This window comes from Paenibacillus andongensis, assembly GCF_025369935.1.
Lineage (GTDB): Bacteria > Bacillota > Bacilli > Paenibacillales > NBRC-103111 > Paenibacillus_E > Paenibacillus_E andongensis.
Window position 1 is genome coordinate 5,492,120 of sequence record NZ_CP104467.1, and the last position, 16,524, is coordinate 5,508,643.

Consider the following 16,524-nt stretch of genomic DNA (forward strand, 5'->3'; position numbering starts at 1 on the left):
CGCTGAATCCGGAGGTCTAAGGCTTTGCGCATTATTTCCAAGTAAAATCAATAGCTTTCAGAAAAGCTTTAGCTAAAAGGGTATGTCCTACGTTGTTCGGATGCACACGATCCCAAGCGATGTATGCTGGGTAGTAAGCTTGAAGAACAGGTTCGAAAGCAGCTTGCGTATCCACGAAAAGGGAACCCGTTTCTTCAGCTATCTGTTTCACGACTGCCCCGTATTGATCCATTTTGGAACGCATGGCATCCTGCGGGTTCGGCTCTATGTAAAAGGGTGTCATCAATACGAGCCCTTTGACAAGAGGACGTGTCTGTTCGACAAGCTCTCTTAACGTCTTTTCATAAGTCTCAATGCCCACTTGCCTTTCCTTTTGATGCGGTACGTCAAAATGCCTCCATACGTCGTTAATACCGATCATGATAGATAACCAATCGGGCTTCAAATCGATGACATCCGTTTGCCATCTGTCTTGGAGATTAAGTACCGTATTGCCGCTGGTACCCACATTAACAGTCCGAATTTGAAGCTCTGGATACGTTGCATTAATCAACCCGTCTACGATAGAGACATAGCCTTTACCTAAAGCTCCGAATAATCCTTCACCAATCGGTCTTGCTCGTTCGCAATCCGTAACGGAATCACCAATCATGACAAGCTTATTGTTTTTCTCAAGTTTCATTATACTTCTTCCCCCAATTTATGGTAGTACGTTCGTCCTGACTATATTCGATATGTAAACAAAAAAACCTCTCGCACCCATCATCAGGTTTAAGTAAATCTCCCGATTTAGGTGAAGAGGTTTTGTCATTTTACTTTTTCGGTTTTGCTTGATCAATCAGCATCCGCGTGGCCAGCGGCAGCATGCCGAACCAGCGCGTTTGCCAGCTTTCCCGCTGTTCCTTGCTCATGGCTTTAACCTGCTGACGAACTTCTTTTGGTGTTTCTATATACGTGACGACTTGCTGCGTTATGTACTTAACGAGATCATCGCTTTTTGCCATATGTCCACCTGCCTTCTATCCCTATTTTAACCATAGAGACAGGAGCTTAAACTGGCAAAAGACAGGTGGATGTAGGGGATTAACCGAGTTTACCGCCACTCTCTGCAATGATTTTGTCTGCAAAAGATTTAATCGTGCTGCAACCGAGCAGCATCGGTTTATTATCACACTGCAATAACAAGGTTTGAGCGCTTGTATCCCACGCATATTGAAATCCGACATTCATGCCAACCACCGTAATCATGAACTTGCCTTGTGCTGAATTAGGAATCGTAATGCCCTGCTTTCTGCCGACTTGTTGTAAGGCTTTGAATACCGAAGACGAAATCCCTCTATACGTCCATGTGCTGCAAGCCGCCATAGGTCATCTCCTCTCTCCCCTTATAGGATCATTAAATTGTATGAACAGAGAAAGCAAATCGTGCTTGTTTCTTTAAAATCCATGGATCAGTTACACGTCTATTCACGGTATCCAAGCATACACTAGAGAAAGTAGAGAGAGAGAGGTGTTAGCTTGGATGTGGAAACAGATGCTGCTAACGGAGCAGCTAGAGATTCAAATGGACGAATCCAATCTTCTATTTGAGGTCAAATTGAGCAGAACCGAGCAGGAGGAAAAAGCCATCGTTCAATTGAACCATGCTGAACTCATCCAAATCCTGCATACCCTGCTCGAAATTAATCGAAGCTTCCGTGGAGATATCTCCTATTTTCATTCCGAACAAGATCAGGTCAAGCCTAAGCTCGATCTCCTAAGATAGCTTTTCAAGCAAAAAAGCACCTTCGATTCCCACCCTAAGGTGAGAGACGAAAGTGCTTTTTGGTGTCTCTGACGGTTACCTTAATCCCTGTTTAATCCAACAATTGAGGCAAGGAACTTTAAGATATACAAAAAGAGATTAATGAAATCAAGATAAATATTTAATGCCGCGAGTGGAACCTCTTCTGCGGATACACCGTTACGGTATTGAGCCACATCATAGAGAACCCAACCACTGAATATCAAGATACCGATCATCGACCATACTAGGTTCATCGCAGAACCAAAGTTAACGAACATACCAACCACACTCATGAGCACGAGCCCAATCGTTCCTGCAAACAAGAATCCGCCTAGAAAGCTGAAATCACGCTGCGAACGATGAGCATAGAAGGCAAGTCCGCCGAAAATGGCTGCAGTCGCGAAGAATGCGCCGGATACAACATTGGCCCCAAGTTTACCGCCATACGCCATGATGACTGGGTACAGCGTAACCCCTGAAATCGCAGTAAATGCATAAAGAAAGCCGTATCCGATATGTTTGCCGCGTATCCGAATGATGACTGCTGCCACCAGCATAACCACCTCTGCAATGACGAAAAGCATAATCATCGATGGCGGAACGACAATGGCACCGATCAATGTCCCCAGGAAGGAAACCAGCAGGGAAATTGCAAACGTTTGAAGCACATGAGCAAAACTGCCAGAATTCGTAGCCGTGATCGTTCTATCCATGAAACATCAACCCCTTTGTAGTGATGTACAATCTATACTATGTATTATACCTAGTTTTCATGAAAGCTGCTACATGCCCCAATGAATTCAAAACAAAACAACCCCCTCAGACGTATCTGAAAGGGTTGCTGTTTGGTATGCGATCAAGAGGACTCGAACCTCCACGGGGGTAAGCCCACACGGACCTGAACCGTGCGCGTCTGCCAATTCCGCCATGATCGCGAATAGGTCTGCACTATGAACAAAGTCATAATAGCGGCGACAAAATTTAATATAACACGGGAAATGAGAGCTAGTCAACGGTACTTTTTACAATTCATGAATAATTCATCTCTTCACTCCTAACCCTATTCGCAAAGGAGGAATGACTATGAATGAGGAAGAAATCAACGCCTTGGAACCGAAATATACGGGTAATCAAAGGGATCTCACAGAAGGTGAAGCTCAAGCCATTGTGCATGATCCTAACTACAAAAGTGAAGATGAGGATGAAGCTGGACTAGGCGCGATTGCAACCGCAGCTGCTTACGGAGTTTTTCGTAGAACTTAAAAAAACACGCCCTGCTTATCCATTCGGATTAGTAGGGCGTTTGTTCATACAATTGACCGGAATGCATGATCGCTTCGTATACCGTTCTTCCGATCAAGTAACCAAGCGCGGTGGCTGTACCCGCGTAATTGTAGGTCTTCCCGCGGCACGTTGCAGCAATAAGTACGGCATCGGTTGTCGTTCCAGTCGCTGACTGACCCTCAACAAGAATGCCTAATGCTTGAAGAGCCGCAGCTTTAGCCTCCGTTGCCGTAATGACAGCATTAACCATGGCCGCATCGGTTAAGCAACCGTTGATAACGACAATCGTGTTAATTGTTCCAGGGTAAAGGGAAGTAACAGGGAGTTCAGCCCCTGCTCTTGCTTTATTCCCCAGCCCCACCGTAACCCATGAACACACCTGAAGGGGCTCCTGTTCTGGCTTCATCGCAAGTTTCTGACCGAATTCGTTGGTATCTCCGTCTTCGCCCGCCTCCCAAGTAAGGCCGTAGTAGCCAACGTCTTTTACTTTCGCCGCGGTCAGCATACCCGCTGTTTCTTGAGGATTCAAACCCTCACGATGGATGAAATCGTCCATTTCACGAAGCGGATCAGCCTCATTATACAGCTTGTCCACTTGCCGATTCATAATCACCTTATGCGTGCTGAATCCACCGCCCCACGGTGAAGAATTCAGCGTTCGCAACGGATGTTCGCTGCAAATCCGCAAGTACGTTCCTTGATGTGAACTTATCAAGTCCATGCGAATACCAGAGATCGGAACCTCCATTGATCCTATCCCTACATCCTTATTCGTCATCAGAAACGCCATCTGGTTCGATGGGATCCTGCGGAAGCATGAATTCAGGAGGTCTTTCGTTCTCGTAAGGTTGATAGATATAATTACGTGCAAGCTTAACGACTTTGCGGTTTTTCTTGCGAATTAACACACTCTCATCATCCCAAGCGACTACAATTCCACGCACATCATTCGTTGGACTGACGTCCCGAATAACACGCAGTAATGTGCTCTCAACTCTATATTGATCAAGCTGATCTTCAGATATCATTATCTTACCTCCAACATGTCATATGTACTTCTTTAGCATACACCAATTCGCATTTAGATCAAACTTTACATAAAACCGCTTTACGGAGGTTAACTTAACTAATGACGAAACAAAACTAACGACCAAAAAGCAAACTTACTCCATGGGAGGTTCTATAGTGGATAAAAAAACGTACTACATCAACGTTGGCACGGGGGAAGTTCTCGAAGATAAAGGAGCACTTAACTTTGAGTTCGAGATCTCGGCAACACAAGAAGAAATTGATAAGCTTCAAGAGCTTTTCGAGGAAACCGATAACTCCTCACAAGGCAGCTACGCAACTTCTTGGCTTCCTTGGAAAGTTTATTACTCCAATGAAGTCAATCAGGAGTATGATTATTATTTAACTGAAGTGTATCGAACTCTTCATAAGCTCGGTTCTGAACAAACGAAAAGGCATATTGAAAGCATGAACGTACTGGAGAATGGCGTCTAGGTTGAGCCTAAACCTAGAAACCACCACCAGTATTAATCATAGAAAAAGGCCAATGAATCCTCTGCGGATCCACTGGCCTCTTCCTTATATGGGCATAAATTAACTAACATGTTCCTTCGAATCATTCGTCTCGAACCAGAAATCAAGGACTTTGCTAGACATTACGCGCTTCTGAATATATTCCACTTGTGCGGCGGAGAAATGTTGTTCCCATTCGATTGTCAGTTCTGTGCAAAGCTTTACGATTGTTAACAACTCGGACCATGCTACATATCGTTTGTACCAGAAAAATTGAGGGTGTTCGATCATATACGGATACAGGTCATCAAACTCTGTATGCTTACAATCAAGCGCACGTTCAAAATGTGTTTTGGCTTCCCCAAGCTTTGTCATAAAATATTCAATGGAACCATTTTCGATACCCATAGATGTCAGCCTCCTCTCATACCATGTAATCATTATAAAGGATAAATCGGTTTGAGGGAAGTCATGAACAAATTGTAAAATCAGTTAAAAGTGATTTGGCCATTCGCCAGTGAGGAAATACGAGCTAACGATTCCACACGAATGCCACGCTCTCGAATTGAGTTTCCACCAGCTTGGAAGGATTTTTCTACCGCAATACCTACACCAACAAGCTCCGCTTCGGCTTTTTCGATGATACGAATTAATCCGCGTGCAGCGTCTCCATTAGCAATAAAATCATCGATCAACAGAACTCGCTCGCCTTTGTGAAGCAAATGAGAGGATACCATAATGTCCGTAACAATCCCTTTGGTAAAGGAAGGCACACGCTCACTATACGTATCTTGATCCATAGTCAACGTCTTCTTCCGGCGTGCAAATACCATAGGAACCTCAAGATGCAAAGCTGTCGTATAGGCAATCGGAATACCGGACGATTCTACGGTAAGCACCTTGTCAGGCTTCGTTTCTCTAAATAATCTTGCAAATTCTTTCCCCATCTCCATGATGAGCACAGGATCCACCTGATGATTAAGTATGGCATCCAGCTTCAGTACTTGATCCGATACGACTACACCGACCTCTAGGATCCGCTGTTTTAACAATTCCATGATTCTAGCCCCCTAAACCTGTCTATTATGAGTAAGTTACCATATTGATGAAGTAGGTTTCAAGTCCCAATTTGTGAATATCCCTCTTTGGAAGTGAAACTTTTACTCTGTTTAAGGTGTCTATATGTATATAAGGTTCAGCATTTTAAAATTTGTCTACAATTGCTCACATTTAGGTAACTTGATGCATTGAAATAGAACCAGAAAGCAGTATGATTAGTAATGTTGCATTTTTCACTCCAATTATTCGGCAGAAAGGATAGATGACGATGAACAACCTGCTTAGACCCATCATGCTTGGCTTTGTGCCAGTCGCATTTGCTACATTCCTGTTAGCTGGATGCCAAGAGTCATCTGCTCCTTCCGGACAGCCTACTATAGATCCAACTAACCACGTACAAAATAGCTCGAATGCAGATAGCACACCTCCAGCGATCGTAGTAGCAACAGCGACACCAGCACCTTCAGCAACGCCGGAAGACATGGCGAAACACGAGGCACAAGTCGCAGGCACATCCAAAACGGATTTAACCGACATCCCGCAATTATCTGCGAGTGCGAAGCCAACGGCCAAGCCGAAGATTAAAGCAGAGGATGCGTATCAACAGGAGAAACCAACATTGATGGGCTTGAAGCTCGGAACGAGTAAGGACGTTGTGCTTGAACGTTTTGGGAAGGCGAAGAAACAATTCGTGATGGATGCAGATGAAGACGCGATTCAAGTTTATGACTTCACGGATTTCTCCGTAGGCTTCAATAAGAAGGATGTTCTTGAGTTCGTTGACGTCCATTCTACGGAGATAGATCCTGGACTTCGCGGATTACGCCTCGGCCAGAAAGTCCAAGACGCTATTGCGATTCTAGGCAAACCAGACACCAACTCAACCTATGTACTCTCCTACAAGTCGCAAGGAACACTGCTTAAGCTTGATATTGATCCGACGGAGAGCACCATCCAATCGATTAAGCTTTTCGCAAACCATTAATTTTGCAAAGAATACGAAATAAGACCATGAATGCTCCTCTTATAGGATGACACTCATGGTCTTATTTCATGTGTATGGGAATCAAATCGCTCTCCGCTTCCGGAATCGGAGGTAAATAGCCGTTCCTACAATGGCTATAACCGCTATACTCAATAAGCTTATTCCCATATATTTATGTATTAATTGAAATAAACCTTCCAAGTTACTGCCAATAAAATGCCCTAATGTTAAAAAGGTTGTACACCACAGCAGCGCACCTGTACCTGCAAAGAACAAATACTTATAGAACTTAACCCCGCTTACACCTGACAAATAACAGGTGAAATGACGAACCCCCGGCACGAAATACCCAAAGAAAACAGTCCAGAGCCCATACTTCTTAAACCAACCCTCGGCCCGTTCAATTCGGTTTGGCGTTAGTTTGAACCATTTGCCATACCGATAGAGAAAAGGTTTACCCACGCGATGACCGATTAAATAACTGACAACCATCCCTGTCATCGTGCCTGCGTAAATCACAATTAACGTTGTTCCAAAATCAAATGGACCTCCCAGTGCCGTTAACGAACCCACGAAAGCCATGAGAGTTTCATCTGGTACGGGTACCCCAACGATTCCGGCAGATAGCAAAAGGTATAAAGCAATATATCCATAATGACTTATGAAATCATATAGAAATTCCTTCACAAGCGACTCACTCCCGCGTTGTACTTCTACTTATTCATTCCCATTTTAACAGAAACGACAGCTTGCCCCAAGTTCCAGTCATGCACATGGGATCACGAACATACCTTGTACTATATCAAACGAAAGAAAGCGGGGCAATCTATGCGAACAGGTTCACAGATCGTCCGTGTTGCCTTTACCTACATTGGAACGGTTGTTGGAGCAGGGTTCGCTTCTGGACAGGAGATCCTGCAGTTTTTCACACGTTACGGATGGCTAGCCACATTAACGATTGCTTTATCCAGCATCCTTTTCATCTGGATTGGCATTAAACTCATGTTGATGGCTCATGATCTGAAGGCCGCATCTTATGAGGATTTGAATCGGGCTATTTTTGGCCAAAGAATCGGTAATGCCATAAGCTTGTTTATGATGCTCGTCCTTTTTGGGATTACAACCGTCATGCTCGCCGGGGGCGGAACGGTATTTGAGGAACAGCTGCACCTCTCTTACCAAACTGGACTCTTCGTAACATTAGTGCTCGCCTATTTCGTATTGTCCCGCGGAATTGGCGCTATTATGACAGTGAACTCAATCGTTGTTCCCATCATGCTGCTCTTCAGCCTGGTCATCGTCGTCTATACGTGGCATTCGCCGGCTTCAGGAAACTGGCTGCGCATAACAAGCGATGAACCATTAGAACAAATATGGTTCGCACCTTTCCTCTATACCGCCTTTAACTTAGCGATGGCCCAAGCCGTGCTCGTTCCAATGGGAGCATCTGTTCGCGATCGATCCGTTCTATACTGGGGCGGACTGCTTGGCGGTGCAGGCATTGGTCTGCTTCTGTTATCTGCACATTACGCACTATCCGCGCAAATGCCAGGTATCGCACAATTCGAGATCCCAATGGGAAATATTATTACCCGACTAGGGACCGTACCGCAAGTTGCTTATTTGCTCGTTATATACGGCGAAATTTTCACAACCTTTATTGCTGACGCCTACGGCTTGTCCCAGCAGCTTCAGCAGCGCATGAAACTAAACCCTAAGGTTATCCTGGTTAGTATCCTTATTCTCAGCTATCTGATCAGTCAAATCGGTTTCAAAATATTACTTTCCGCTTTGTATCCCTTATTTGGCTTTATCAGCGTGGTCTGGCTCATTCTGATGATCTGGCGTAACCGTAAGCGTGCGATGTAGGGCTCCTGACTGAATAAAACCAAGAACGACAACCAATCGTACAAACAACAGAAGCATGCCCATAGTACAAATAATGATTCCTGTGAGCAGGTAGGAGAAATGGAAATTGGCAATGACCGTTTGGTCTCGCCAAACAGCAAATAGCTCGGCTAACAATAGTAAAAGACCGATTATAAATAATAAGATGACCGCGTAATCAAAGACCGTCCATTTGGAAAAGTATTTAACAGCAATTTCAACCTGACCTGCTGGTTTGGGTGCTGCCGCCTGCTGCTTCCAAAGTTGATGAACCATCCAAGCTGTATATATGGCAACCCCGGTAACAAAAAGGCCCAGCAGGCCACCAATAATGGCCAATAGCAAGTTCATAAAGCTGCCCCCCCCCTTTATTCAATCCTTATTGCTGCTAGCCATGACGCAAGCCATAAATGAGAATAAGCGTTAGTAGGAAACAGAAGACGGGAAGTGAATAAAGGATGGGAAGAAGCAACCAACTTGGGAGACTCATGGCCGGAAGCCAAAACAGCTGTAGACGCTTTTCTCCAACATGACTCTCATCTTCCATGGATGATTTGACGGCTAGTGCTTCCGATGCCCCTTCATTCCATTCGATCTTCCCCTTCTTCCATCCGACCTGATAAGTAATTTCCCGATGCTCTTTCTTCTTATCGTTTCCTGATTCCACTTTCAATACCTCCATTGCTAACGCTTCTACAAGCGAATTAAGCGATTTCCGGGAATAACTCTCGCTGCCGCTTCCCGCACGTGGCTGTGACAGGTAAAGAGCAGAACTTGATGCCTGCTGCTTAAGTCTGCAAGAACACGCAAACATCTCTCCATCCGTTCCTCATCGAAATTAACGAGAATATCGTCCATCACCAGCGGTAAAATCGCCTTGCCAGCGTACTCCTCGGCGAGGGCAAAGCGCATGGATAAGTAGAGCTGCTCTGCCGTTCCCCGACTAAGCTGACTCGTATCAAGCGACTCTCCATTCGCTCGTATTGCTACTAAACGCTGCTCCCCGAATGGCGCTTTGACATGGGTGAAGGCACCGTTCGTCATCTTCGCAAAGTAATCCGATGCTCGCAGAAGCACGCCAGGCTGCCGTTCATGCTCATATACATCGCGGGCTTTCTTCATCAGCAGTGAAGCGAAGGAAGCTACTGCGTATTGATCTACTTGCTGCCGAATGGTCGCTCGATAAGCTTCAGCTTGAAGAAGATGATCCGCATGTTCCGCCCCTTGCTCCAACTTCTCAATTTGCCCCGCTAGCTTGCCAACTACTTCCCGAAGTTCATTCGTTTCCTGAGCCGTATCGGTTAATTGGCCTTGAATCGATGCCATTTGAAGCGCAATATCCTCTTCTCCATGGGTTTCCAAAAGCTCGGTGTAACTTGCAAGTAAGGAGCGGCTAAGTAACGTTTCGAGCGAGGATTCCAGCAAAGCTTGTTCTTCCGTCAGTTTCCTGCGTTCTTCCTGCTCCCTCTGATGAATACGCAGTTCTTCACCGTCTCTTGCCGAGGCTTCATGCAAAAGTTGTTCCAACCGAGCTTGTGTACGCTGCTCGTTGGTCTGCAGAAGCTGCAGCTCTTGCTCGGTTTCTGAATAAAGCTGCTCGCCATGCTTCTTCTCCGCAAGCAGCTTTACTTGTTCTTTCTCCTGTTCTTTCCAGCGTTTGAGCGCGAATACGGGTTCTTGACGTACAGCCGGTGAAAGCTGAAGGAGCTCGCTGACTGTTTCTTCAAAACGGTGAATGCTAACTAATAATGTCTCAAGCTTGGACTCCAGCTTATGCAGTTGACGAAGATTTTCCTGTCCCTGCTCAATCGTCTGGATAGTTTCTAACAAGGCATCTGCGGACAACCGTGTACTTAGTCCTAGCGATTGCAGCCAATGACTCCAATCTGACTGGAGCTGATCTGACTCCAGTGCAAGCTGCTCGAAATAGCCATTTCGCTGAACTTCTTGCTGCTGAAGAGATTGCAGCATCTCTTTCGTATCCTGCAGCTTCTCTAGTTTACGGAGCAGCTCGCTGCGTTGCTGCTTTTTTTGCTCAGCTTCACGCATCCAAGCATCCAGTTGAGGCTGGAGCATCTCAAGAGGCATGGAAGCAGGCTTCAGAGAATCGATGGTAGATGCTGCCGCAGCTTCAACAAAACCCATTTGCTGCTTGGCAAAGGGCTGGATTTGTTCTTGCAGGCGGCGCTCCAGCAAGCGAAGTTCTTCGCTCACACTCTCATCCCTGATTATTGGGGAAGAAGTCATCGCACGGGAAGAACGATTCTCTTTCGTACTACGATCGGAAACTAGCATATAGAGTCCAGTACCAGCAAATAAAAGAAAGGCACAGATAGCCGCTACCCAACTGCTCTGCCATAATAGCAATAATGGCGTCAAGATAGCCAATAGGCCGGCTATCACTATGAAGCGTTGACGAAGTCTCCGTGAGGCTGTTTTGCCTGCTTTCGCTGCTTCTTCCAGACTAAGCTGGAACTGATTTGCCACAGCAGCGCGTTCTTTTTGATGGGCAAGCTCTCTCACAAGCAGCTGCCACCTGGCATAATCTCTAGCTATTTGGTGCAAAGTGGAAGATGGGTCTGCTCCTCCCAATCCGGGAAAGGCTGAACCATCCGTTCTTACACCACTTTTATGTAAATCAGATTCCAAGCTCTTTACCGTGTCTTGGACGCGCTTGACCTGCTGCTGCAGACTCTCCAGCTCTGTTCTGACACGCAGCTCACTCTCCTTGCACTTATGAAACCTTTCTTTGTAAGCTCGTACCTGTTCACGCAGTGAAATCGTTACCGAGAAAGAGGCTAACTCTGTCTCCTCCCAGTGAACATCTATTTGTTTAAGCAGCCTGTCTACCTGCGCGCGTTGGTGCTCCTGCTCTACGCGCAATTGATCTACGCTGCATTTATTCTCTTCATACGTGGCTGCTTGTTCCAGCCAATGATTCAACTCGATCTGATGTTCTAGCAGATCTGGCACAAGCTCGATGGCGCGCAGCTGGCTCGTCAGGCTCATCTGACGCAGCAAGAGCCGAGCGCGCTCCGCATGGATGCGCTCCAGCTCTGCCTCAAGCGCGTCAAGCCTCGCCGAGGCATGCTCGGGGAAGCCCGCCAACGCAGGCAGCGCCGCAAGCTCCTGGCCGATCTGACGTAAGCGGATCCATCCGCTGCGCGCCTTGCCGGCCAGGCCAAGCCTGTGCAGCTCCGCGCGCAGCGACTCCTGCTGCCCCTCCAGGGCAGCAATGCGCTCCGCAGCTAGGCGGCGCTCCGCTCGCAGCCGATCATAGTCGGCTGCGGGGTCCCGGCTGCGGCGCAGCGACTGCTCCAGACCCTCAAGCTCCTTCAGGAGACGGTTCATCTCCTGATTGCGCCCGCGGGGTCTGTACAGGCCGTCAGCTTGCGCCGTCAGCTTGCGCTCGGCCTCCATGATGGCCGAGCCGCTAACACCAAGCCCAGCGCTATACAGATAGCCGCTGAGCTCATCCGTCTGCAGGGTGCGCAGCTCCTGCAGCTCGGTTAAACCAAAAGCGAACAAGCTGCGAAAGAGGTCGGCCGATAGGCCGCCCAGCAGCGTGTTCAGCAGGTCTTCGCCCCCGACGGTGCCACACCCAAGGGTGACCTTGACGAGCCCCGCAGAGGCTCGTCTGCCGCCTGCGGCGGGCGCATCAAAGCGCTCGACGCGAATGAGCTGACCCTGCTTATCAAGCAGGGTTAGCGCGCCTCCATAGGCGCCGCCGCCCAGCGGCTCGTATCGTTCCAACCGACTCTGACGAGTCGGGAAGCCGAACAATACCGCTCGGACGAAGCCCATGAGCGTGCTCTTGCCCGCTTCGTTGGCGCCATAAAACAGCACCAGCGGGCTGTCCGTATCAAGCTGCCGATCGCGCAGGCTGCCGAAGCCTTGAACCTGCATGGATACGATTCTCATCCATGTCACCCCCCATCCGCGGACAAAAGGTCCGCGGCTAATTCTTGTGCGGCGCGCAGCCACTCGCGCAGCCGTTCAGGCTCTGCCGCAGCCGGATCACCGGCTGCTTGCGGCAAGCTCTGAAGCGCGGCCAGCGCCTCGCTTGCAAACAAAGCAAGCGCTTCGTCGTCGCCTTGCAGCGCAGCCGAATACCGCAGGAGGTCGCCTAGGAAGCTCTTCTCCTGCTGTAAGGCCTCGAGGTCGAGCTCACTTGCCGTTCGGTCCTCGATCGATTCTACCCAGACGAAGCGGCTCCGCTCATCTTCGTCCTCACGCAGCTCGGCGGTCAGCTCCTGCAGCGCCCGCCCCTTGCGCAGCAAGCCATGCACGACGCTGCGCCCTTCCAGAACCAGACGAACGACGGCATCTCTGCCGTCCGCCTCTACCCGAATCCGCTCGAGCTTCTCCCCGAGCCGGTCTTTCAGTTCCTGCTCGGTCTGTATGTCTGCCACAGACAGCCGCTCTTGGAACCAACGAACCTGGTCCAACGCATGAAAGGTGAGCTCAGCTCGTCCATCTTCAGACATTTCGACGATGTAACATCCGCGTGGTCCTGTTTCCCGAATACTTCGGCCTTGCAAGTTCCCAGGGTAAACAATCGCCGGCTGCTGATGAAGCACATTCCTCGTATGTACATGGCCTAACGCCCAGTAGTTCATACCCGCTTCAAGCAAATCCTGCTTGCTGCAAGGGGCATAATTGTCATGACCGGGATCACCATCGACATTCGTATGCAAAAGGCCGATCTGACAGACGTTTACTTGGCCCGCTCTAAATTTGAGCGCTAAATTATCCGTTACCGCCGAACTTCGATACGAAATGCCATGAATCTGGGCTATGATGCCGCGATTCGGCTTTTCCACGTTCATCGTCTCCACTTGATCGCACGCAAAAAAATGGACGGCTGCCGGCCAATCCAGTTTCGCGGCACGTCCATCCTCCGGGTCATGATTACCATGAATAATGTAAGTAGGAATTCCCTGCTCAGCTAATTGCTCCAATGCTTTCTGGAAGCGAATTTGAGCGCGCAAGGAACGATCGGACACATCATATACATCCCCACTAACGAGTACAAAATCTACTTGCTCTTGTATCGCTAAAGCCACGAGTTCCTTGAGCGCTTCAAACGTCGATTCCCGTATTCGCTCACGAACCCGTTCAGGCAGCACCGACATGCCTTTGAACGGACTGTCCAGATGCAGATCGGCGGCATGCATAAACCGCAGTCGTTTCATAGCTCTAACGCCTTCCTATTCAGCTTTTTGGTTCATTCTCACTCTTGTCCTTATCCGCATGATCGATAATTTGATAGCTTTCATACACACTTTTCAGCTGCCGAAGCACTCGGTTCAATGAATAGGTTTTCTTCGCCTTCTCCCAGGCTGTTCGCGCTAAATTGTAGCGGAAGGTTGGGTCAATGACGACTTTTTCCAAAGCATGGCTAAGCGCCATCGCATCGCCGACCGGCACAAGCAAGCCGTTATGTCCATGTTCGATTTGCTCCGCAATACCGCCGACATCGGTTCCAATCAGTGCTAACCAGCACAACGCTGCTTCCGCAAATACGGACCCGAATGCCTCCGCGCGCGATGGCAGAACAAATACATCAAAGAAAGGCATAAACTCTTCTGGATGCAGCATATAGCCATAAAAAATCGTATCTTCATAAATATTATGCTGAATCGCGAGCTTCTCCAGCTCTTCTCGGCTTGGTCCATCGCCTATAATATGTAAAACGAAGGGATGACCGCGTTTTTTCAGCTCTCCGCAAGCAATCAGCAGCGTATCGAGCCCTTTGGCAGGCACTAGACGGCAAACGGTTATGAACTGAGTAACTGGATTTTCATGTGAAATCGGACGAAAACGCTTTTCATCGAAACCATTTGGAATCACGCCAATCCGTTCACTATCCTGCACATATTCCGCCATATATTGCTTGAACGAGTTAGAGACCGTGATGATCTGATCGACTCGTGCTTCAAGCTCCCCGTAAATTTGAGTTAGAAATTGATGCTCCACGCCATTCTCCTGAATGCGTCCATTCAAAATAAGCTCTCTCTCAAAACTAGAGTGAATGGTCAAGATAACAGGTGTTTCCGGATAAATCTGCTTCATGGCAAGTGCCGCAATGGGATGATGGGCATGGATGATATCATACTTTTTGGAAATTCTCAGCTTCGTCCACCAAACATAATCCTTGTACGTCTGAATGTATTTATCAACGATCGGGTTTCCGGCATATTTCCGCCAATCAAAAGTGACGAACTCCACTTCCTCAGACCCCTTGCCCCGAATCCGCTTAGGTAGCGAAAATAATTCCATTTCCCAGCCTTTTTTATTAAATCGGTCCAAAATATAGGGAACCATGGATGACACCCCACCCGGCTGTTCCGGGGGGAAAAACAATGCTTGCAAGATGTTCATTGCATGAGCCCCTCTCCCAAATCCTTGAGCTTACCTTCTTATTGTAACTTGTGTGCGCCGAATAGAAAAGAGAACACCTCCGAGCCTTTACAATCGATTCTATCCCTCTCCCGCATTTTCCTTTATAATAGAGTCACTACATGTCGAAAAACAGGGGATTTTGGAGGAAAGTATGAACGTTGCAGATCTGCTTTTCGGTGATTTAGCTTCATTATTATCGAATGCCATTATCGTTGTCATTGTTGCCCTTATGTTCGTAATCTCACTTCGATTATTTCTAGACCGTCGCAAAAAAGGCTACATGTCGATGACCATTTCACTAGTTATAGTAGGCATTCATTACCTATTACAATTATATTTATCACTCAGCGCTATTGATACAAGTTTAACCGCCTACATGCTGCTAATGCTTAAAATAATATCCTTCATCCTTATTAATATGGGGATCTATCAATTATACAATCGCACGAATCGTAAACAGTACATATTCTTCTATGGCTTAATGATTATGGGTTTTGTCGTTTCTATCCTTCATTTCAGTGTGCCGAATATGTATAGCGGTACGCATGAGCAGGTTAGATTGCTTCAGGATATTGGTCTCGAGCTCTATGTTTTTGTGCTAATCTTTCTCTGTTTCTACATGATCCCACCGTACATCGGCCAACAGGTCAAATATCAAATGGCATTGACGGTTTACTTTTTCATTCAATCCGTTCACCTTGTAAATGCCTATATGTATGGAAACGCTCAACCTTTGTTATCCATCGCAGCCAATGTCTTACCGATTATTTATTATTTTTTATTGTTTATGCTGCTATTTGAACGTGTCGTAGAGCTTATGCAGGCCATTTACAATTCATCCATAACGGACGGGCTTACACGTCTATATAATCGCAAATTTTTCTATAATCGCGTTTCCCAATATGTTGGGCGTCATTTGCCCGTGTACATACTGTTTAGCGACATTGATAATTTCAAGAAGCTAAATGATACCCAAGGTCATCAGATGGGGGACGATGTGCTCAAGCAAGTTGCGCTGATTATGAAAGAAGAAGCCGAAGAATGCGGCATTGCCGGCCGATATGGTGGAGAAGAGATGGTCGTCATGGTAACAGATCCTAGTGTCAAAATGGATGCGTTTGCGGAACGCGTTCGCAGTCGAATTGAGAAGGAAACGATTGTTACCGCAAGCATCGGCTACAGCAAGTATAAGAATGGCCTAAGCGCCGAAGAGCTTATCAAACAGGCAGATGAAGCCATGTATCGAGCAAAAACGAGCGGCAAAAATAAGGTAGTCAAGTATGCCTAACTAGAAAAAACCTCAGGCTCTGTCACAGGTCCTTGGTGTAAACCCATTTTTTTTGAGCAAAGGGAAGAATGTAGGGTTCCATGTGGGGTTCCATGTGGGGTTCCATGTGGGGTTCCATGTGGGGTTCCATGTGGGGTTCCATGTGCGGTTCCATGAGCTGTTAAATTCGTGGTACGAGGAGAAAAATTACTCAACGTCCCACTTTTACTGCGAAAGTGCAGGTATTTTTGCTAAAATCGTTTGAATAGAGGAAAAGCCTGCTATTGTGCGGGAATTTTTAGCTTTTCCATCCTAAGATTTAAAAAAACC

Annotated in this window: 20 protein-coding genes and 1 tRNA gene; 6 read left to right on the forward strand and 15 right to left on the reverse strand. The window is 47.2% G+C overall.

The features are described 5' to 3' along the window. Window positions 1-31: 31 nt before the first annotated feature. The 3 genes from NYR53_RS24605 to NYR53_RS24615 form a co-directional block, all read right to left on the reverse strand. Window positions 32-682: an SGNH/GDSL hydrolase family protein gene (locus tag NYR53_RS24605; protein WP_261301771.1), complete on the reverse strand. Its 651-nt coding sequence runs from the start codon at window positions 680-682 to the stop codon at window positions 32-34. A 130-nt stretch (window positions 683-812) separates the two neighbouring features. After that, window positions 813-1,004 carry a YqzE family protein gene (locus NYR53_RS24610; RefSeq protein ID WP_057306874.1) on the reverse strand — a complete coding sequence of 64 codons (192 nt, stop codon included), beginning with the start codon at window positions 1,002-1,004 and terminating at the stop codon, window positions 813-815. A gap of 79 nt (window positions 1,005-1,083) precedes the next feature. Further along, a complete protein-coding gene (locus tag NYR53_RS24615) occupies window positions 1,084-1,365 on the reverse strand; it encodes a hypothetical protein (protein WP_261301772.1) in 282 nt (93 codons plus the stop codon). Window positions 1,366-1,522: 157 nt separating this feature from the next. On the opposite strand from NYR53_RS24615, the gene NYR53_RS24620 reads away from it, so the two are divergent. After that, the gene (locus NYR53_RS24620) at window positions 1,523-1,765 is read left to right on the forward strand and encodes a hypothetical protein (protein ID WP_261301773.1); all 243 of its coding nucleotides are present in this window, start codon (window positions 1,523-1,525) and stop codon (window positions 1,763-1,765) included. Window positions 1,766-1,845: 80 nt separating this feature from the next. Here NYR53_RS24620 and NYR53_RS24625 read toward each other — a convergent pair whose 3' ends face one another. Then, on the reverse strand, window positions 1,846-2,499 hold the full coding sequence (locus tag NYR53_RS24625; protein ID WP_261301774.1) for a Bax inhibitor-1/YccA family protein: 654 nt from the start codon (window positions 2,497-2,499) through the stop codon (window positions 1,846-1,848). Window positions 2,500-2,637: 138 nt separating this feature from the next. Continuing rightward, window positions 2,638-2,721: transfer RNA gene (locus NYR53_RS24630), tRNA-Leu, on the reverse strand. Between the two features lie 148 nt (window positions 2,722-2,869). On the opposite strand from NYR53_RS24630, the gene NYR53_RS24635 reads away from it, so the two are divergent. Continuing rightward, entirely contained in the window at window positions 2,870-3,049 is a 180-nt protein-coding gene (locus NYR53_RS24635; protein WP_261301775.1) for a hypothetical protein, read from the forward strand. Between the two features lie 28 nt (window positions 3,050-3,077). Here the strand turns inward: NYR53_RS24635 and NYR53_RS24640 are convergent, their stop codons facing one another. Beyond that, window positions 3,078-3,848: an adenosylcobinamide amidohydrolase gene (locus NYR53_RS24640; RefSeq protein ID WP_261301776.1), complete on the reverse strand. Its 771-nt coding sequence runs from the start codon at window positions 3,846-3,848 to the stop codon at window positions 3,078-3,080. Then, window positions 3,838-4,098, reverse strand: a complete 261-nt coding sequence (locus tag NYR53_RS24645; protein ID WP_261301777.1) for a hypothetical protein — start codon at window positions 4,096-4,098, stop codon at window positions 3,838-3,840. Before NYR53_RS24645 ends, NYR53_RS24640 begins: the two co-directional genes overlap by 11 nt. Window positions 4,099-4,255: 157 nt before the next feature. On the opposite strand from NYR53_RS24645, the gene NYR53_RS24650 reads away from it, so the two are divergent. Further along, on the forward strand, window positions 4,256-4,573 hold the full coding sequence (locus tag NYR53_RS24650; protein WP_261301778.1) for a hypothetical protein: 318 nt from the start codon (window positions 4,256-4,258) through the stop codon (window positions 4,571-4,573). Window positions 4,574-4,672: 99 nt separating this feature from the next. On the opposite strand, the gene NYR53_RS24655 is transcribed toward NYR53_RS24650, so the two are convergent. Both NYR53_RS24655 and NYR53_RS24660 read right to left on the reverse strand, forming a co-directional pair. Then, window positions 4,673-4,999, reverse strand: a complete 327-nt coding sequence (locus NYR53_RS24655) for a hypothetical protein (RefSeq protein WP_029193924.1) — start codon at window positions 4,997-4,999, stop codon at window positions 4,673-4,675. Between the two features lie 80 nt (window positions 5,000-5,079). Then, entirely contained in the window at window positions 5,080-5,649 is a 570-nt protein-coding gene (locus tag NYR53_RS24660) for a xanthine phosphoribosyltransferase (protein ID WP_261301779.1), read from the reverse strand. Window positions 5,650-5,912: 263 nt separating this feature from the next. Between NYR53_RS24660 and NYR53_RS24665 the strand changes: the two genes are divergently transcribed. After that, complete coding sequence (locus NYR53_RS24665; RefSeq protein ID WP_261301780.1) at window positions 5,913-6,635, forward strand: hypothetical protein; 723 nt, start codon at window positions 5,913-5,915, stop codon at window positions 6,633-6,635. Between the two features lie 81 nt (window positions 6,636-6,716). Here NYR53_RS24665 and NYR53_RS24670 read toward each other — a convergent pair whose 3' ends face one another. Then, complete coding sequence (locus NYR53_RS24670) at window positions 6,717-7,322, reverse strand: DedA family protein (protein ID WP_261301781.1); 606 nt, start codon at window positions 7,320-7,322, stop codon at window positions 6,717-6,719. Window positions 7,323-7,463: 141 nt separating this feature from the next. Between NYR53_RS24670 and NYR53_RS24675 the strand changes: the two genes are divergently transcribed. Continuing rightward, window positions 7,464-8,504, forward strand: coding sequence for a YkvI family membrane protein (locus NYR53_RS24675; protein WP_261301782.1), 1,041 nt, complete (start codon window positions 7,464-7,466; stop codon window positions 8,502-8,504). On the opposite strand, the gene NYR53_RS24680 is transcribed toward NYR53_RS24675, so the two are convergent. The 5 genes from NYR53_RS24680 to NYR53_RS24700 are packed head-to-tail and all read right to left on the reverse strand — an operon-like array spanning window position 8,436 to window position 14,906. Next, entirely contained in the window at window positions 8,436-8,873 is a 438-nt protein-coding gene (locus NYR53_RS24680; protein ID WP_261301783.1) for a hypothetical protein, read from the reverse strand. The two genes, NYR53_RS24675 and NYR53_RS24680, sit on opposite strands and share 69 nt — an antisense overlap. Window positions 8,874-8,910: 37 nt before the next feature. Further along, complete coding sequence (locus NYR53_RS24685; protein WP_261301784.1) at window positions 8,911-9,189, reverse strand: hypothetical protein; 279 nt, start codon at window positions 9,187-9,189, stop codon at window positions 8,911-8,913. Window positions 9,190-9,215: 26 nt separating this feature from the next. Continuing rightward, window positions 9,216-12,443, reverse strand: coding sequence for an AAA family ATPase (locus NYR53_RS24690; RefSeq protein ID WP_261301785.1), 3,228 nt, complete (start codon window positions 12,441-12,443; stop codon window positions 9,216-9,218). Window positions 12,444-12,448: 5 nt separating this feature from the next. Further along, window positions 12,449-13,717, reverse strand: a complete 1,269-nt coding sequence (locus NYR53_RS24695) for a metallophosphoesterase family protein (RefSeq protein ID WP_261301786.1) — start codon at window positions 13,715-13,717, stop codon at window positions 12,449-12,451. A gap of 19 nt (window positions 13,718-13,736) precedes the next feature. Beyond that, on the reverse strand, window positions 13,737-14,906 hold the full coding sequence (locus NYR53_RS24700) for a glycosyltransferase family 4 protein (protein ID WP_261301787.1): 1,170 nt from the start codon (window positions 14,904-14,906) through the stop codon (window positions 13,737-13,739). A 172-nt stretch (window positions 14,907-15,078) separates the two neighbouring features. On the opposite strand from NYR53_RS24700, the gene NYR53_RS24705 reads away from it, so the two are divergent. Beyond that, a complete protein-coding gene (locus NYR53_RS24705) occupies window positions 15,079-16,215 on the forward strand; it encodes a GGDEF domain-containing protein (RefSeq protein WP_261301788.1) in 1,137 nt (378 codons plus the stop codon). Window positions 16,216-16,524 lie beyond the last annotated feature (309 nt).

Coding starts and splice junctions, on each gene's coding strand:
- NYR53_RS24605 (WP_261301771.1), bottom strand. CDS start 682: ATGAAACTTGAGAAAAACAATAAGCTTGTCATGATTGGTGATTCCGTT.
- NYR53_RS24610 (WP_057306874.1), bottom strand. CDS start 1,004: ATGGCAAAAAGCGATGATCTCGTTAAGTACATAACGCAGCAAGTCGTC.
- NYR53_RS24615 (WP_261301772.1), bottom strand. CDS start 1,365: ATGGCGGCTTGCAGCACATGGACGTATAGAGGGATTTCGTCTTCGGTA.
- NYR53_RS24620 (WP_261301773.1), top strand. CDS start 1,523: ATGTGGAAACAGATGCTGCTAACGGAGCAGCTAGAGATTCAAATGGAC.
- NYR53_RS24625 (WP_261301774.1), bottom strand. CDS start 2,499: ATGGATAGAACGATCACGGCTACGAATTCTGGCAGTTTTGCTCATGTG.
- NYR53_RS24635 (WP_261301775.1), top strand. CDS start 2,870: ATGAATGAGGAAGAAATCAACGCCTTGGAACCGAAATATACGGGTAAT.
- NYR53_RS24640 (WP_261301776.1), bottom strand. CDS start 3,848: ATGACGAATAAGGATGTAGGGATAGGATCAATGGAGGTTCCGATCTCT.
- NYR53_RS24645 (WP_261301777.1), bottom strand. CDS start 4,098: ATGATATCTGAAGATCAGCTTGATCAATATAGAGTTGAGAGCACATTA.
- NYR53_RS24655 (WP_029193924.1), bottom strand. CDS start 4,999: ATGGGTATCGAAAATGGTTCCATTGAATATTTTATGACAAAGCTTGGG.
- NYR53_RS24660 (WP_261301779.1), bottom strand. CDS start 5,649: ATGGAATTGTTAAAACAGCGGATCCTAGAGGTCGGTGTAGTCGTATCG.
- NYR53_RS24665 (WP_261301780.1), top strand. CDS start 5,913: ATGACGATGAACAACCTGCTTAGACCCATCATGCTTGGCTTTGTGCCA.
- NYR53_RS24675 (WP_261301782.1), top strand. CDS start 7,464: ATGCGAACAGGTTCACAGATCGTCCGTGTTGCCTTTACCTACATTGGA.
- NYR53_RS24680 (WP_261301783.1), bottom strand. CDS start 8,873: ATGAACTTGCTATTGGCCATTATTGGTGGCCTGCTGGGCCTTTTTGTT.
- NYR53_RS24690 (WP_261301785.1), bottom strand. CDS start 12,443: ATGAGAATCGTATCCATGCAGGTTCAAGGCTTCGGCAGCCTGCGCGAT.
- NYR53_RS24695 (WP_261301786.1), bottom strand. CDS start 13,717: ATGAAACGACTGCGGTTTATGCATGCCGCCGATCTGCATCTGGACAGT.
- NYR53_RS24700 (WP_261301787.1), bottom strand. CDS start 14,906: ATGAACATCTTGCAAGCATTGTTTTTCCCCCCGGAACAGCCGGGTGGG.
- NYR53_RS24705 (WP_261301788.1), top strand. CDS start 15,079: ATGAACGTTGCAGATCTGCTTTTCGGTGATTTAGCTTCATTATTATCG.